This window comes from Bradyrhizobium sp. CCGUVB23 (assembly GCF_024199885.1).
Taxonomy (GTDB): Bacteria; Pseudomonadota; Alphaproteobacteria; order Rhizobiales; family Xanthobacteraceae; genus Bradyrhizobium.
Map to the genome: position 1 here is coordinate 2731482 of NZ_JANADQ010000001.1, position 16609 is coordinate 2748090.

Below are 16609 nucleotides of genomic sequence, written 5' to 3' on the forward strand. Positions count from 1 at the left end.
TCGGATCGGCCGCGCCCATCGCGGCCTTCGTGGCGACGAAGGCGGCGGGCGGGACGGACTTGCACCCGCAGCGCAGCGAAGGGCCGAAGCGGAGCGGAGGACCGAAGGGAGCCGACTATTTTGCTTCGCGATGTAAAGGCGGCTCTGCCGCCGACGGAAAATAGTCGGCTTCCGAGGTTGCCGGTCCGAGCCGCTTGCCGCCCGATCGCCCTCTTGAAGGCCGTGGGTGTGGCCCTCTTTGACGCTGAGGAAAGCAACGCCGCCGGCCTCACGTGACGGCGTTGCCACACCGCCCCTCATCCCGTTCCGGCTATGCAGCCAAATCCATGAAGCGGCCAACGTCCTGCTCCGCGATCTGCACCCGGCTGGTGGCGCGAAGGGCGTCGATCCCGAGCTGGCGAAGATCTTCGTCAAAGTCGCCAAGCCGCGGCGAGATCACGATCGCCTCGATCCCGGCCGCCTGCGCCCGCTCGATCAAAGTCGTCATGGCGCCATCGCCGGCAGGATCATCGTCGCGTGCGATGTAGAGCCGGCGAAGCGTGTCCGGGAACAGGATGGAGGAGAGATGCGCTGCCGAGAGCGCCGCCGCCATTGGCATGCTGGGCAGAACGCACCGAAGCGACAACATCGTTTCGATGCCTTCACCGGCCGCCATCACCTCGCCCGCCACACCGAAGCGAACCGCATGTCCAAGCAAGTCGCCCATGGCCCGTCGCGGCGTGTCGACGGGCGCCTTGCCGAGATGGGCTTCGTTGAAGCCGCCCGGATCAAGCCAGGTGCGATGCGCGCCAGTCACGTGGCCGCAGAGATCTGTGACGGCAGCGATCATCGCCGGCCAGGTCTCGGTCGGAGAGTGCTCGTCCGGCCGATAATAGCAGCGGGGATGGAATCGGAGGCTTCCGGTTCCGTGCAAAGCCGTAATGCCGCGGCTACGGAGATACGCTTCTACGAGCGTACCCTCGATGGGTTGCGAGATCGCGAAGAGTCTTCGCGCCGCTTCCGGCGATCCGGCAGGCGCGCTCGATTTCCGCGAACCCGCGCGGCTGACCTTGGGCTCCGGTTCGGGACGCGGCATACTGAGGAAAGAGCGGGCTTCGTTGACGACGTCCTTGAAGTCGACGAAGCCGCAGCTTTCTCGGATCACGTCGAGTAAATCACCATGCTCGGAGGTGGCGGCGTCGGTCCATTTGCCTGCCGGTCCCTTCGCGGTTTCCTTGAGCCGCACAAACATCGAGCGGCCGGGGGTATTGCGCACATCGCCGACAAGCCAATAGCCGCCTTGTCGCCGTCCTGCGGAGAGATAATGTCGACACACCGCCTCGGCATCACGCGCGAGACGGCGGACCAGGTCGGAGGCGTCGTGGCGAGCCATCAGGCAGCCTCCCGCTCGCCGATGCGCTCGATCGGATAGTGGCCCAGCACCTTCGCCAACACGCCGACACCGGTTGCATCTGATGGCACGAACATGCGCAGCTTCCATGAGATGATCTCGCTGAAGAGGCCGTAAGCGCGTAGTCGGTCCCGCATCGTGTCGGCGAAGCCGGAAAGCTCGATGCGGTGGGTGCCCATCACGCGCACGCGGCGGAGCTGCAGATCCTCGGCGAGGTCGAGGACCGTCCTCCCCTCCATCAGCGCCGCGAAAGCCGCCTCCGGTGAAAGGGCGGTAGTCCCGATCATCGAGGCGTTTGCTGCCCAGGCTGACGACACCCTGCGGCCGATGATGCGCTCGCCATCGTCGGTCTGAAGCCGATAGACCCGCATGGAGTCGGTCGGCAGCCGCTTCCAGATCGGCAACAAGATGCCGGCGACGATGTTGAGCGTGCTATCGGCGAACTCCGGCACCTCAGCGACTTCGGCGGTCCATGCGGCGGCGAACGCCTCGCGCTCGGCCGCCTGCCAGTGGCTCTCCTCCATCATCTTCAGCGAAGCATGATGGTGCTCCATCGGCCGGATCAACCGGACACGACGTTCGATCTCGCCGTCATCGAGCATGAAGCTCGGCGCGGGGATCTGCACCGCGGCGCGGCCCGAGCGCTCGTTGACGAGTAGTGCAGCCCGAGCATCAGCCAGATAATCGAGCGCTTGATCCAGCGTTAGGGGGCGATTGCGCCGGCGCTCGGCGATGGTGAGAAGACGCGTCTCCGCGCCGGTGGCGGGATGTGTGTAGATCGTGCGCCTGTCGGTGACGAGGAAGCTCTCGGCCTGGAGCGTTTCGAGCCCGACGTCATAGACCCCGCTCGCGATGGCGCCCTCGACCTTGGTGTTCAGCAACTGCTCAAACGCGGTGAACAGTGCGCCCTGCAAGTTGATGGTCAGCGCCAGCAGGCGGTTCAGGAACGTCGTGATCGGCGGCAATTCGTCCTTGATGCCGTTCTCGTCTGTCAGCTTGAGGCCGGTGGCGTCCTGAAATATCTGGAGCGAGCAGCCTTCGACCTTGCCGCGCACGAGCAGCAGATAGAGTTGCCGAAGCGCATCTCTGGCGTAGTGGCTCTCCAGATTGTCCTCGGGCCGGAACAGGCCCTGTCCCCCGGTTTGGCGCTGCCCGCGCGTGATGGCCCCGAGCGTGTCGAGGCGGCGGGCAATGGTCGAGAGGAAGCGCTTCTCCGCCTTGACGTCGGTGGCAATCGGACGAAAAAGCGGTGGTTGTGCCTGGTTGGTGCGGTTCGTCCGTCCGAGGCCCTGGATCGCGGCATCGGCCTTCCAGCCAGGTTCGAGCAAATAGTGGACGCGAAGACGACGATTTCGCGCTGACAGCTCGGCGTGATAGCTGCGTCCGGTGCCACCGGCATCCGAGAAGACAAGCACGCGCTTCAGATCGTCCATGAAGGCGGCGGTCTCGGCGAGATTGGCGGAGGCGGCCCGGTTCTCGACCGCAAGGCGGTCACCCCTGCGCACCACGCGCCGCGAACGCCCGGTCACTTCCGCCACGAGATCCGTGCCGAAACGCTGCACGATCTGGTCGAGCGCACCGGGAACAGGCGGAAGCGAGGCGAGCCGTTCGATCAGCTCACTGCGGCGGGCGACCGCCTCGCGGCTCTCGACCGGCTGGCCGTGGCGGAAGACGGGCCGGGACGAGAGATTGCCCTCGCTGTCGGTGAAGGGTTCGTAGAGCTGCACCGGGAAGGAATGGGCGAGGTAATCAAGCACATATTCGCGCGGCGTGATGTCGACGCGGACATCGTTCCACTCCTCAGGTGGGATCTCGGCGAGCCGCCGCTCCATCAGCGCTTCGCCGGTCGACACGATCTGGATGACGGCGGCATGGCCGTCGGCCATGTCCCGCTCGATGGAGTGGAGCAGGGTCGGTGTCTTCATGCTCGTGATCAGATGGCCGAAGAAACGCTGCTTGGCCGACTCAAAGGCCGAGCGCGCGGCCGACTTCGCTTGGCGATTGAGCGTGCCGGTCTCACCGGTAATGTTGGCGGCTTGCATCGCCGCCTCGAGGTGATTGTGGATGACGCTGAATGCACCGGCATAAGCGTCATAGATCCGGCGCTGCTCGTCCGTGAGCTGGTGCTCGACCAGTTCATACTCGACTCCGTCGTAGGATAGCGAGCGGGCGGTGTAGAGGCCGAGCGCGCGCAGGTCGCGGGCCAGCACTTCCATTGCCGCGACGCCGCCATCCTCGATCGCCTCGACGAACTCGGCGCGCGTTGCGAACGGAAAATCCTCACCGCCCCAGAGGCCGAGCCTCTGGGCGTAAGCGAGATTGTGGACGGTGGTGGCGCCGGTCGCCGAGACATAGACAATGCGGGCGTTCGGCAGCGCGTGCTGCAGGCGCAAGCCCGCACGGCCCTGCTGCGAGGGCGCAACATCGCCCCGCTCGCCCTTACCGCCGCCGGCATTCTGCATTGCATGACTCTCGTCGAAAATGATGACGCCGTCGAAGTCGGCTCCCAACCATTGAACAATTTGCCGGACGCGCGAAAGCTTCTGGCCGCGATCGTCGGACCGCAGCGTAGCGTAGGTTAAAAATAGGATGCCTTCGGAGAGAAGGATCGGGCGCCCTTGCGCGAAGCGCGACAGCGGTGTGACGAGCAAACGCTCCATACCGAGCGCCGACCAGTCGCGCTGGGCGTCTTCCAGCAGCTTATCGGACTTCGAGATCCAAACTGCCTTGCGCCGGCCCCTCAGCCAATTGTCGAGAATGATGCCGGCGGACTGGCGACCCTTTCCGGCGCCGGTCCCATCGCCAAGCATGAATCCCCGACGGAAGCGCACGGCGTTCGGCGCCTCGTCGCGCGCGGCGGTGACGACATCGAAGGTCTCGTCCACTGTCCAGGCACCGGCGAGATAGTCGCCGTGCGCCTCACCGGCATAGACCATTGTCTCGAGCTGGGCGTCCGACAGGATGCCGTCACTGACGAGGTTCGCCGGCAGGCGCGGCCGATAGCTCGGCTTGGGCGGCGCGACCGAGGCCATAGCGGCCGACTGCACCAGCTTGGTCGGGTGTGTCTGCGCGCCAGAGATCCGGATCGACTGGAGCCGGTACTCCTCATAGATGGCGTCGCTGAGATGCGCGCCCTCAGGCGGCGCCCAGTCGATTGTCTCATAGGCGAGGTGGACGGCTTCGGGATCGGAGACCGACGCCTTGGCCGAATGTGCGGCGGCCCGCGCGAGATAGCCGCGCACAGTGCGCAGCGCGAGCGAGGCGGCCACGGGAAGCGCGACGGTCGGAGCGACGGTCAGGCGAGGTGGAACGTATTTGCCGATCCAACAGAGCAGCGTCGCGACATCGGGCGCAATTCCTGGGGACTCCGGAAATTGATGCGGGTCATCGGCCGGCGCCTTGTCGATGACGGTCAGCCGCGTCTCGATCGTGGTGCCGTGCTTGGCATAGACCGAGCCGTCGATCGCCGCGGTGAACACCACGCGGCCGCGCTCCTGCAAGCGGGCGAAGGCTTCACGCCAAACTGATCCTTCGGGTGAAAAGTTTGCGCCGGTGATCGCCACCAGCCGGCCGCCGTCGCCGAGACGAGCGAGCGCCGAGGCGATGTGTCGGTATGCGGCGTCAGCCATGCGGCCGGTAACATTCGCCATCGCCGAGAACGGCGGGTTCATCAGGACGACGCTCGGCATGACGCCTACATCGAGATGATCATCGATCTGGGCGGCGTCGAACCGCGTGATCTCAATGCCGACGAAGAGTTGATCGAGCAACTCAGCGCGAGGTTCGGCCAACTCGTTCAATATCAGGCCGCCGCCGGCGAGTTCGGCGAAAATGGCGAGCAAGCCTGTCCCGGCGGACGGCTCCAGAACGCGGTCGGCCGGTGTAACGGCGGCTGCGGTACATGCGGCCAGTCCGAGTGGGATCGGCGTCGAAAATTGTTGAAGTGCCTGGCTGTCCTCGGAACGCCGCGTATGGGTCGGCAGACAGCTCGCGACTTTCGCGAGCATCGGCAGCATCGCGGCCGTCGAACCAGCCTTGGTCCGCATGGCCGGACCGAACTTGCGAAGGAATAGAACGGTTGCCGCCTCGCAGGCGTCATAGGCGGTCTTCCAATTCCAGGCACCGGCCGCGTCCGAGGCGCCGAAGGCAGCCTCCATGGCGCCACGCAGGACCGCGGCATCGATGCGCCGGCCGCGTTCGAGATCGGTCAAGAGCTGTCGCGCAGCCCTGATCGTAGCGGAGGTGATAGTTGCAGCGGCACACATCGAGAGCGGCGCAGCGGCAGCGCCGCCGGCGAGAGATTCGGTCATGGGGATTTCTTTCGGAGAGCAGGAACGGGTCGAACCGCCCAGCGCTCTCCTTAAGACCACGGCGATTCAAACCCTTCCCGGCCCCACTCTCCCTCTCAGCCGTTCCCAATAAAAATGGGACCGGTGCTGGACACCGGTCCCCAAGCAAATGTAGGAAGGCCGAAGACCCTCGACGATGTCACTCAGCCGCGTCGAGCTGTTGCGGATCCTCGTCGCTGCCGTTCTCTGGATCCTCCTCGTCAGCGAGGAATTCTGGCAGCGCGCCCGCTTCACTTTCCGGCTCCACCGAAGACGGGCTGGAATCGACGAGACGCAGCGGCTCCGGCAACCAGCCCGAGCCATCCAGGAGACGCTCGGCCTCCTTGGCCATGTCGGCCTTCTTCAGATGGTCGATCAGTTGGGCCGACGACTCGCCCTTGGCTTCCCGCACCGCCTCCAGAATGCGAGGTTTAGTGACTCGCCCAAGATAGTTGTCGACGGTCGGTCTCCAGCCAGCCTGCACCATGTCGAGTCCGGCAGCGCGCGCAAGCACGTTGGCCTGGTCAAGACGCGTGCGGACGCCGTGAGCGGAGACGCGCCCCTGATTGTAGCGATTGGCCGGCTCATAGACGGCGTTGACCGCAAAGGACGCACAGTGGGCGAACAGCGATGCCTGTGCACCACCATCGAGAGCCGTCAGCGCATCCCAGAGATCGTTCTCGCTCTTCGGCAACCGTGCCTTCCAGGCCTCATGCCGCACCTCGACAGCCTTAGCCGAGACGCTTTCCCGCAGCCCCGGAGCTTGAGCGGGAAAGTTTGGTGTGCGCAGCCCGATCTCAAGGCAGCTCCCGGACGAAGCGAACCGGTAAAAGGCCGTCAGCACGAAGTTATGCAGCACCGCCTGGAATGCGATGGCGGGATTTTCCGCCAGCGCGTCCCGCAATGCCAGCGTTCGGTGGGCCGTGAGCTCGATGATGAGCCGATCCGGCAGCGGCCTTGCCGGGTCTTCATCATCCTCCTCCGGTTCGGTTGGTGCGCCGGCGACCGAGATCGCCGCGCGTTGTACGGGGGCATCAGCCTCCTGCCCATTGGGCGACGAAGCATCGGTGCCCTGTTCAACGTCGCAACCGGCCGCAGGCGCCTCATCCTCAGGCCGAACATAGCCCCGATCGACGGAAAGCCGTCCTTCGGAATCGATGCTGACGAAGACGCCGGCCCGGGCAATCTCGGCCGGATCGTAAGTTTTCGGCCGATCTTCGAGCGCCAGCAGCGCCGCCTCGATCGCGCCGAGACGCTGGTCGATCTCTTCGGGCAGCTCATCCGCATCCTGATATTCGGTTTCGAGCTTCGCCTGCTCGGCGTTGAGAGCTTCGATGGTGGCCTGTTCCTCGGAGGTCAGATCGACAGGCTGGCCTCCCAGTTCGCGCAGGCGCGTCGTGTGACCGTAGGGGAAGTCAACGGCGACGGAGATCCATTTCCACCCCTCCGCGGCGATCCACTCGGCCTCGGCTTTGAGTTTCTCCGTGACAAGACGATCGAGCAAGGTGACATCTTGAAGCCAGCCGCCATCATCGTGCTCGAACAGGTCGCGCAAAATGCCGCCGCCTGCCTGCTGGTAAACATCGAGCCCAATGAACTGCGCGCGGCGATCGGACGCCCGCACAGTATTTTCGGTCAGCATCCGCCGGATTTGATAAGGTTCATCGTAGCCCGAGCGGCTGACATTCTCCCAGACCTGTTCCTGCCGCGTCTGATCCGCGGTAACAGAAAAGGCCATGAGCTGCTCGAGGGTCATGCCGTCTTCGGCATAGACGTCGTGCAGCTTTGGCGACACGGACGCCAGCCGGAGGCGTTGCTTGACGACAGCCGGCGCCACGAAGTGTCGAGCCGCGATGTCCTCCTCGGACATGCCGGCGCCACTCAAGGTCTGGAAGGCCCGGAACTGATCGAGCGGATGAAGCCCTACCCGCTCATCGTTCTCTGCAAGCGAGTCGTCTTCGGCGATGCCCCCCTCGCGCACAACGCACGGAACGGTCTGTGCCTTCGCCATGCGCTTCTGCTTGACGAGAAGTTCCAGCGCGCGATAGCGCCGGCCACCCGCCGGCACCTCGAACATGCCGGTCTCATTGCCTTCCGCATCTACAACCGCCCGCACATTGAGACTTTGCAGGAGCGTCCGCTGGGCGATGCTTTCGGCGAGCTGTTCGATCGAGACGCCCGCTTTCACGCGGCGGACGTTGGACTGGCTGAGCACCAGCTTGTTGAACGGAATGTCGCGCGAGGGCGACAGCGTGATCTTTTGGACAGCCTTCGTCATGTCTGATCTCCACGACGGGCGGCCGACAGCCTCTCTCTCGACCTCCAACCCGTCGCGAAAACCGCATCTCCCCTCTCACTCTCGTTTCCGAAGCGACTGGCGAGATCTTCACGCGGCCTCCTGCTCCGCTCTCCCGGTCGTCATGTCGACAACGGGCTCCGGCAAGAATCCAAGGAGATAATCCGCAGCTTTGCTGGCCTGGGAAGCAGCGCGCACGATCGCGCGATTGTCCTCGCGCAGCACTTCAAGCCAGGAGCCGACGTAGTCGGCGTGCCGCACCGTCGGCACGATACCAAGCGACGCGCAACTGAAAGCAGCCGAGATCTCTGCGACATATCCTGACAGTCCAGCCCCCTTTTGAAATTTTACTCCGTTGGGGATGGTGCTGATCATGCGGCCATCTCCTCGGTTCGAGGCTGCTGGGCGTGCATCCAATCAGCCGCCTGTTGAGCCTTGCTGGCGGCGGTGAAGATGGCGCGAGGGTCGTCCTTGAGGAGGCGCAACCAGGATGCCACGTACGCCGCGTGATCGGGCCTGGGATGATGGGCGACCGCCAAATCTGCCAGAATGAATGAAGCGGTCAATTCGGCGGTCGCCTCTTCGATCGGCAGCCAATCGCGCTTGAACCGTTCCAGGAAGTTCCGGTCGAGCCTGTGCTTTGCGCCAGTGGCGTGAGCTGCCTCATGTATTAATGTGCCGGCTTGGGCGGCTGGGCTCGTGAACGCCGCATATTCCGGCATGAAGATCGTGTCGAGGTCGATGCGGTAGTGCGCATTGTAATTGCCGGTGACGATAGGGATCTTCAGCGCATCGATGAATTCGCCGACGTGAGTGAGGCGATCGCTCTCTGGAAGCTTCTCGACGACCTGCGGTTCGTAGCCATCGACTTGGGCGACATTGAACACCGTGAATGCGCGTGCAAAGACGCGGCGACGAGCGTCATCGTCACCGTCGTCTGCATCGTCGTTGATGGCCGCCTTTGCCTGCTTCCACAGAACAACCGTCGTTCCTTGTTCGCCCTTGCGCACCTGCGCACCGACAGCCAGCCACTGCCGATAGGTTCCCCAGAGGCCGTTGGCGTAGCCATGAGCTTGCGCAGCAATCCAGAGTGCGAGCACATTGACCCCACGGTATCGGTTGCCTGACGAGATGTTCTGAGGGCGGGTGATGGCGGTGCCGTCGTGATGCCAGGGCATGCGCCATTCGCCGGCGCCAGCTTCGATCGCGGCGACGATCTCGGCGGTGATGCGGGTGTAGACATCGGCGCGCTCCGCCGAACTCGAGGTATGGGACATGGGAGAATCTCCGCGGCCGGCGGAGCAAGCCTCTCTCACTCCCTCAACCGGCCGCCCGATTCCGGCCCTCCTCGTCCTCTCCCGCCGCCCGACAGGGCGGCCGTCTTTGGTTCTGTGCTGTCTCATCATGATGGGTGCTCCCGTTCGGCCGGGGTCCGTCCCCGGCGGCGGAGCAGCCACCTGCGATGCCCGAGAGCGCGACCGCGCACTCGCAGAGCCGAAGCGACAGCGGAGGACGGCGATCAGCCGTTGCGCGGCCGTGCGGGGCATCGCGCGCTCCGACTATGCCGGGACGGACGCCGACGAGAGCCATCCGGCGCGGCCACAACATCAGGCCTGGAGTTCTGACGTCAGTTGCCGCGATCGATATCGTCGAGGACAGCCTCGATGCGCGCGAGATCCTGTTGCAGAGCGGAGCGCTGTAGCGAGGACAATCGCTTCTCTTTAAGGACGGCTCTCGCCTCATCTGCGGAACGCGCCCATGCTGGCCGGTGTCTGGCGGTGATGCAGGCGTTTGGACAACGTGTTGGTTGGCAAAGCGCCGTCAGCGGCGTCTTGTTGTCGGCGTTGGTTGCCTGCTTCAGGCATAGGGCGGTCCCGGGATCGAAGAAGCAATCGGCGAGCACCCCGACGTGCAATGTGCGCGCGAGACTGGCGAGCATCGTGCGAAGCCGCGCGCGATCTGCGATCATGACTGGAAGGGGATCAAGTTCTGCCGCCGCAGCATCAAGCGCCTTTGATATGCGCGGCGCCGCTGGTCCGGACAGCGTCGAGCCAGTCTGTCGCTCATCGAAGTAAACCAGCAGATCATCGAGTTGCCCAAGCGCACGCTGGCTCTCGACCTCGGCGCGAAAGCCGGACTTGCTGGAGCCGGCATAGCCTTCGAAGGCAGCGACGGAGGCGTGCTTATACTGGATCATGCCGGCGATCGTGCCGAAGGGACGGTTGGCGATATGCCACGCGATCGTTCGGCGAAATTGCCGTGTTGTGATGCGCCAAGGCTTGCCTTCGGGGCTGTTGGGAATAACCGGCTCGTTAACCGTGCCGAACAGCTTATTGAGGTGATCGCGATAAAGATTGAGCTGCCGCACGATCTCGGCAGAGAGGTGATCCTTGCACACGGATTTAGCGGCTAGGACCGGCCAGAGTGTCGTGAGTCCGCGGGCGGTTGCCGCCGGGAACGACAGGCGCTCCAATACCTCGACGGCTTTGGCGACGGGTTCGATCGTGATCCATTCGGCCGCTTGGCCATGGCTCGACTTGCCTTTGTAGGCGACCGATCGGACGCGGTGGCGCATGAGCAGACCATCTTCGCTGCGGTTAATGGAGAGACACCCGCGCTGCATTGCTTGAACTTCGCAGTCGCGCATGCCGCTCAGATAGGCGCACAGGACATAGGCCGCTGATTGCAGCATCCGCTCTTCTTGGGCGAGCGTCTTGGCGTCGAAACGGGGTCGCCACGGTCGACCGGTCTCCGGCAGAAGAGAGATGCAGGTGTCCATGCCGCCGGTCTCAACGCCGAGTTCGCGTATGGCTGCATCGATCAGGTCCGGCGCTCCGCTCGCAAGTTGAATATGCATCCTGGACTCTGCGCGGGCATCGATCCCAATATGGAGATGAAGCAGGTGCGAGTTGACAGGAGGCGATACGTCACCTGTCTCTGGATGCCGCCAAATGGTGCCATTGTGAGCAGTCCCCCAGATCGGCACACCGCGCTCTTCACGCCGGCGCCGCTCAAAGTAGTCCGTGAGACACCGGCGCTGTCTGTCACGGCGCTGTTTGCGGTCGAGGACCTGGTCTGATCCAACAAGCTTAGCGCAATGGGCCTCCAACCGATCAAGCTCGTCGCGGGCGGCGAAGATATCGGGCGCAAACTCGGTGACGTAGCGGATCGACCAGGCCAACAGTGGCGCGATGACTTCTTCCGGCATCCGTGGGGTGCGGTTCTCGCGGACGTGGCGATAACCAGCGACGCGGGCTGGAGCGCGTCCGCTCCATGGCTGGAACCGCAGCCCTCCGGAGAGAAGATGATCGCGAAAAGCATAGAGGTCGACCGGCACTTCGAGAAGGTGACCAACAATGACAGGCCGTCGGCTGCAATCGGTCTGGAGATGGCGGGCATAGTGGTCGAGCAATTGCTGATCGACCCGCGAGAGATCGACAGCGCCGAGTTCGCCGCGGACGAACTCGAAGAAACGGCGCGCCCTGTTGAATATCTGCCGGACACAGGCAGGTGGGAGCTTCTTGCGATGACCAGGAAGGTCGACGTTGAGCCGGGCATAGAGGAACTCCCGGATCGCTTCGCGGGTACCGACGTCTTCGACCGACCGGAAATGTACGGTGACATGGCAGCGACGGGCGTTCTCGCGGAATACGGCCGGACCGAGATCCCAGCTTGCGTCGCCATAGCGAGACAGGCAGCTCCGATCGAAGTCCTTCTTCAGCGGGGCAGAAGCGAGGACCGGCCGGTCATCCAGTTCCTGTAGGCTTGGAGCGAGGGCAACTTTGCTCATGGCCGCACCTCCGGCGGAAGATAGAGAGATTGTTGGGTAGCCTCGCTGCGAGCTTGGGCGATCAAACCTTCGGAGAAGACGGGCAGAATCTGCTGGGTGATGCGCGCATGCGCACGACCGAACTTGATGCTCCAGTCGGCAGCAGAGAGCCCGGCCCGCTCGCCCTCGATAAAGTTCAGAAACGCAAGGATCGCGGGTAGCTTGCGAGCGGTGATGACTGCGTTGCGGCATTCCAGGCAACCCCAGAATGGCTGCGGACAGGGCGAACCTGCTTCAGCAAAGGGACTGTTCTGGAAACCCGAGCACGCCGCGAGCCAAACGTCCTGATCTCCATCCAGGAGCGCCGGCACGCTAATGGTCTGCACGGGGACATCAGCACCCTGGCGCCAAAGAGATTCATTGTCGGGTGATAAAACGATCGGTCCTGCCGCCGCGACAACTTCCGTAAGCGCCTCGGCGACGGTGGCTTCATGCAATGGGCGCAATGACGGAATATCCGCATAGTGACGAGCGGCGATCTCCGGCGTGTGGCCGACGGCAAAGCGCGCCATGTGCCCTTCGGTCTTGAGATACCAGAGCGCCTTATGTGTCTTGCGAAGCCGAGAGAGAATGAGGTGAAGCGGACGGCCATCGTCGTCGATGATGCCGTGTCCAGCGACCCAGTTATCCACCAACTGGTGCGGGTGATCGATGCCGGACCGAAACTGTCCTCGTCCTTTATAGTGATAGACCCAGAGAGACTCGACCGGAAGGAAGCGCCTGGTGAAGCCTGTCACTTCGATTAGCTTGCGGATCAGTCCGCCAGGCGTGCCGAGGCCGCCATCACGAACTCGCAGACGCTTCTGCTCGGCGCCACGCGCGCGACGCTTTATGTAGCTGATCTCGATCGTGCCGGGTCCGGGGTTCTGTAAACAGTCGATGGTCAGCGTCTTGCAGCATTCGATCTCGAGCCCTGTCTCCAATGACAGGAACGTCAGCAAGGGCGGCAGATCGGATGCGAGCAAATGATGGCGGTTATGGACGTCCTCGGAAAAGCTGGAGACCGGCAGGCCACGTCGCAGGCGCATGAAGTACAGGCGTTTGAAGGCGAGGTCGGAGTGATCGATCTTGCCTTCTGCGGCAATCCTGGCTTCAACATCGGCAACCGCACTGCGGAGGTTGGAATCACCCGCTTCGTCGAGCGGGCGGCCGATACGCCGGAAGATTTTGCCGATATCGGCCCGAGCCGCGTCACGTAGCTGACGAGCGACGAACGGGCTATATGCGTCGCGGGGCTGCGAACGACCTGCGGATTGCGCGCTCGTGTAGCTCAGGCGACGGCGGAGCCCCTCATCGAGAAGGGCGGGTTGATCTATATCGATGGAGCGCAGCGCAAGAATCGCCTTCGCGAGGACCGTGTGCCGGTGGATCGGCGTCATGCCGGCGGCCTCAAGGGAGGCTTCGAATCCGTCGATATCCTGCGCCCGAAGCTCGGCTGGCTTCGTGGCATGAGAGTGGTCTCTCAGATACGCGAAAAACCGGCGATATGCGGCAATGTGCTGCTTGATGGTGCTGCGCGCTCCCAACGCACCGCCGAGTTCGGCCTGTCGGCGGACAGCGCCGGCAAAGGCTATCGCGAGTGCTCGCGGACGCAGGTTGGTGAGATCGACTTCGACGATCCCACCATAACACGCCTCGATGTTGAAGCGCAGGCCGAGCACCTGGTCACCGGCATGAGCCGGGACGACACCATCTGCGGGCGCAAAACGAACTGGAGTTCCCTTCCGCGGCCGCCGCCTCATAACGAGTGCTCCGAGGGAAGCAGCGCCAGTAACTCCTCGACGGCGGCATCGACGGTATCGGCGCGCGAAGCGATATGATCGAGATAGATGTAGGTCGTTGCGAGGCTGGCGTGGCCAAGGAGGCGCTGGACCTGTTGCAAGGGATCGCCGAGGATCTGCCGATATCCCTCCATCGATCCGGCGGCCAAAGCTGCATCGCGCAGCCGATGCTGGATCAGCATCGCAAGCATATGCACGGCAAAGGTATGGCGGAGCTGGTGCGGGGTGATGTTGATCGAAAAGCCTAGAGACCTGCACCGCTCGGATGCCCGGGCAAAGATCACTTCCCAGGAGTTCGGTTGAACCGGAAATCCGACTTCTGTGAGCCACAGCACTGCCGGCTCGCTCGGTGTACCGTCGTCATCGCAGACGATAATCTTGCTGCGCTCTTCAGGGCTGAGCAGATCAAGGGCGATGTCGCTCCGGTCGAGCAACCGCAATCGGGAGGCTGACCGCTCCCTGTGAACGAAGATCGGACGTTCGAACGATTGCCAGCCGGAGCGTCGCCGGAACTTCGTGACCGCATGAGCACGTTCAACCGCAATGTAGGCTCGCGCCTGTTCAAGCAGTCGACCGGAAAGAAGGATCTGGCGACCACGATCACCCTTGGTCATCGCGTCCGGCAGATCGAGCCACACCTGTCGAGCTGTTCGCCGGTCGACGGCAGCAAGGTCGGATGCAAACAGAAAGGAGGCTTCCTCCAGCCGAAGACCTGTCGTGACAAGGAGATCGGAAAACAACGCATTGCGAATGCCGTTGCGGTCGCGGGCGCCGGGACGCGTTCCGCCATCCGGCAGCAACCCTCTCAGGCCGACGTCCCGAAATATGCGGTAGTCATCGAGCGTGACAAAGCTGACATCCGCTCGACGTGCAGCCGGCTCATAGGCGTCGTTGCGTGCCGTAATCTGCGCTCGCCGGCCGCCGTATGCTTGCCTCCAAATGGAGCGGTGCGTGAACGGCGCCTCAGAGACCAAGCCCTCGTGAACACCCCAGCGATAGAGACGATCGAGACAGGCAACAGATCGATTCCAGGAAGCCGCGGAGATACGTTGGCCAGCCTCGGCCCGGCGACGAACTCGATGGTAGGCAAGGACGTCGCGACGGTCACCTTGCCATACGGACTTGCCGCAGGCTTCCGAAAGGAAGCGGACCCAGACGAGGACGTCATAGCCGTATGCACGAAGGGAGTGCCGCGAGCGAACGCCATTGAGAGGAAGATCACGGAAGAAACGCTCCAGATCAGGATCGTAGAGCACCCCGTCCCGGAGGATCATGGGGACGTGGGCATCAAGCCCGTCTGCTGATCGGCGCTCCTGAATGGTGATGTTCGAAGCCGGCGTTACCTTGTCCACAAGTTCAACCTTCCCCCGGACCCCCATCCGGGGAACCAGCATCAACGAAGGCGTTCAGCTTGCCCGGCGCTATCCAGGCCGGCCGCGGCCAGCTATGTGGGAGCGCTGCGGCCGGCGGTGACCACCGCAAAGCCGTCCGCCCGCTACGGCGCTATTGGATGGCGCGCGTGCGGACGGCTTTGCTCTACCGAGCTACACACAAGTGGCGACACGACCTATCGCCTCCGTCGGTCCTGTTGCATCGACGTCAGCAAGACACTGAGAGTCGGTGCAGACTGTCAAGATAATGCGATGAGCTCCTCGAAGGCGTACTTCCTGGTACCGTAGCTGCCTGACAAGTCGCGGTTGAGACGTGACGGATGGCCGCTGGCATGCGCCAGCTCATGCAAGGCGGTTCGATGCCAGTTGATCGGCTCAAAATAGGCCTGTGGTGGAGGCACTTGCACATAGTCTTCTGCCGGCGCATAGAATGCACGGTCGCCGCCGATGCGGAAGTCGATGCCGGTCGCCTTGATGAGCTTTTCGACCTGCGGCTCGATCAGGCCTGGTGCCGGAGGTGGCGCCGTCGTCGCGATCTCCGAAGGCAGCTCGTCGCATTGATCAGTATTAAAGACAGTGAAGCGCTTGAGGAACGGGATCCCCTGCGCTTCGTCGCCCGTTTCGCTCGCACGCCGCTTTTCCTCAACCGGTACAAAGCGATCAGCATAGACCACGGTCGTCCCGCGCTCGCCCTTGCGGACGTGGCCACCGAGCGACAACGCCTGGCGGAAGGTAAGCCAGCTCTGACCCGTGAATGCATGTTCGGTGGCGGCCCCCCAGAGGATCAGAACGTTGATGCCACTGTATTGCCGGTTGGTCGACGTATTTTTCGGCATCGCCAGCGGCGCTTTCACCGCGGCCGTACCCCAGGGCTGAACCCAGGGGACGTGTCCGGCCTCGAGCTCGGCAATGATCTTGTCGGTGATTTCGTTATAGAGGTTCGCGCGGTCCTGGCCGGCGCGCGCGCGAGCAGTAGGATTTGACATCGCGGGTCTCCGCGACGGGCACCGCGAGCCTCTCTCGCAGCTTGTAACCCGTCACAGAAAAACCCAGCCTGCACTCTTACTCTCAGCCTCTTCGCAATCTGCTTCAGGGCCGCAGGCCTGATCAGGCGTGCGCCAGGGACGCATCGCCTCAACGGAAAATGGCACCCGGAGAGCGTGAGCATAGCGACCCGCAGGGGCACGCGGGTCCGAGTGCAGCGACGAGACCGGTTCAATAGCGGCACCCGGGAACGGGGCAGTGATAGCGATCGCCGCAGGCGAGCCCCTTTCCCGAGTGCCCCCGGCGAGGAGCACCAAAGCTCTGGCGCGAGGGATCGAAGCCGGAAGGCGTGCGCCGTTGAGGCGTGGAGAAGAAGGGAGTGTTCGAAAGAATGGAGCCTGCTGGTTATGGCTCTTACTTGCCCGGCTTACCGGTGTCGGAAACGACTGAGACTCCGAAAGGAGAACGGGACCAAAGCATGCCGGGAAACGTCTCGAAATCGGGCGCCGCAGCCCGGTGGAGAGCACAGAAGTAAGGTGTGCACGGTGAAAGCTATATTGCCTGAATCCCAGTTTCCAGTTGCCAAAGGGCTGGCCGTAGCGAACGCGGC

At 63.5% G+C, this 16609-nt stretch carries 9 protein-coding genes and 2 pseudogenes; 2 read left to right on the forward strand and 9 right to left on the reverse strand.

The annotated features are described in order from the left end of the window. Positions 1–310: 310 nt before the first annotated feature. From NLN62_RS12490 to NLN62_RS53470, 6 genes and pseudogenes are all read right to left on the reverse strand, one after another. Complete coding sequence (locus NLN62_RS12490; RefSeq protein ID WP_254108991.1) at positions 311–1372, reverse strand: toprim domain-containing protein; 1062 nt, start codon at positions 1370–1372, stop codon at positions 311–313. After that, the gene (locus NLN62_RS12495) at positions 1372–5700 is read right to left on the reverse strand and encodes a bifunctional class I SAM-dependent methyltransferase/DEAD/DEAH box helicase (RefSeq protein WP_254108992.1); all 4329 of its coding nucleotides are present in this window, start codon (positions 5698–5700) and stop codon (positions 1372–1374) included. Before NLN62_RS12495 ends, NLN62_RS12490 begins: the two co-directional genes overlap by 1 nt. Before the next feature lie 178 nt (positions 5701–5878). Then, positions 5879–7996 (reverse strand): ParB/RepB/Spo0J family partition protein, encoded by a 2118-nt coding sequence (locus NLN62_RS12500; protein ID WP_254108993.1) that lies wholly within the window; start codon positions 7994–7996, stop codon positions 5879–5881. A 108-nt stretch (positions 7997–8104) separates the two neighbouring features. Next, positions 8105–8329: pseudogene (locus NLN62_RS12505) on the reverse strand (zincin-like metallopeptidase domain-containing protein); the annotation flags it as partial. Positions 8330–8385: 56 nt separating this feature from the next. Further along, positions 8386–9291: an ArdC family protein gene (locus NLN62_RS12510; protein WP_254108994.1), complete on the reverse strand. Its 906-nt coding sequence runs from the start codon at positions 9289–9291 to the stop codon at positions 8386–8388. 350 nt (positions 9292–9641) lie between these two features. After that, the gene (locus NLN62_RS53470; RefSeq protein ID WP_371932980.1) at positions 9642–10871 is read right to left on the reverse strand and encodes a hypothetical protein; all 1230 of its coding nucleotides are present in this window, start codon (positions 10869–10871) and stop codon (positions 9642–9644) included. Here NLN62_RS53470 and NLN62_RS53475 point away from each other — a divergent pair. Both NLN62_RS53475 and NLN62_RS53480 read left to right on the forward strand, forming a co-directional pair. Continuing rightward, positions 10866–11093: a hypothetical protein gene (locus tag NLN62_RS53475; RefSeq protein WP_371932981.1), complete on the forward strand. Its 228-nt coding sequence runs from the start codon at positions 10866–10868 to the stop codon at positions 11091–11093. The two genes, NLN62_RS53470 and NLN62_RS53475, sit on opposite strands and share 6 nt — an antisense overlap. 18 nt (positions 11094–11111) lie before the next feature. Further along, positions 11112–11777 carry a hypothetical protein gene (locus NLN62_RS53480; protein ID WP_371932982.1) on the forward strand — a complete coding sequence of 222 codons (666 nt, stop codon included), beginning with the start codon at positions 11112–11114 and terminating at the stop codon, positions 11775–11777. Positions 11778–11800: 23 nt separating this feature from the next. Here NLN62_RS53480 and NLN62_RS12520 read toward each other — a convergent pair whose 3' ends face one another. From NLN62_RS12520 to NLN62_RS12530, 3 genes and pseudogenes are all read right to left on the reverse strand, one after another. After that, positions 11801–13504 carry a hypothetical protein gene (locus NLN62_RS12520; RefSeq protein WP_254108996.1) on the reverse strand — a complete coding sequence of 568 codons (1704 nt, stop codon included), beginning with the start codon at positions 13502–13504 and terminating at the stop codon, positions 11801–11803. A 77-nt stretch (positions 13505–13581) separates the two neighbouring features. Continuing rightward, entirely contained in the window at positions 13582–15003 is a 1422-nt protein-coding gene (locus NLN62_RS12525; RefSeq protein ID WP_254113471.1) for a site-specific integrase, read from the reverse strand. 260 nt (positions 15004–15263) lie between these two features. Continuing rightward, positions 15264–16001: pseudogene (locus NLN62_RS12530) on the reverse strand (ArdC family protein); the annotation flags it as partial. Between the last annotated feature and the right edge of the window lie 608 nt (positions 16002–16609).

Excerpts from the sequence above, each read along its gene's own strand:
- NLN62_RS12490 (WP_254108991.1), bottom strand. The coding sequence starts at position 1,372 with ATGGCTCGCCACGACGCCTCCGACCTGGTCCGCCGTCTCGCGCGTGAT.
- NLN62_RS12495 (WP_254108992.1), bottom strand. The coding sequence starts at position 5,700 with ATGACCGAATCTCTCGCCGGCGGCGCTGCCGCTGCGCCGCTCTCGATG.
- NLN62_RS12500 (WP_254108993.1), bottom strand. The coding sequence starts at position 7,996 with ATGACGAAGGCTGTCCAAAAGATCACGCTGTCGCCCTCGCGCGACATT.
- NLN62_RS12510 (WP_254108994.1), bottom strand. The coding sequence starts at position 9,291 with ATGTCCCATACCTCGAGTTCGGCGGAGCGCGCCGATGTCTACACCCGC.
- NLN62_RS53475 (WP_371932981.1), top strand. The coding sequence starts at position 10,866 with ATGCATCCTGGACTCTGCGCGGGCATCGATCCCAATATGGAGATGAAG.
- NLN62_RS53470 (WP_371932980.1), bottom strand. The coding sequence starts at position 10,871 with ATGCATATTCAACTTGCGAGCGGAGCGCCGGACCTGATCGATGCAGCC.
- NLN62_RS53480 (WP_371932982.1), top strand. The coding sequence starts at position 11,112 with ATGGGCCTCCAACCGATCAAGCTCGTCGCGGGCGGCGAAGATATCGGG.
- NLN62_RS12525 (WP_254113471.1), bottom strand. The coding sequence starts at position 15,003 with ATGGGGGTCCGGGGGAAGGTTGAACTTGTGGACAAGGTAACGCCGGCT.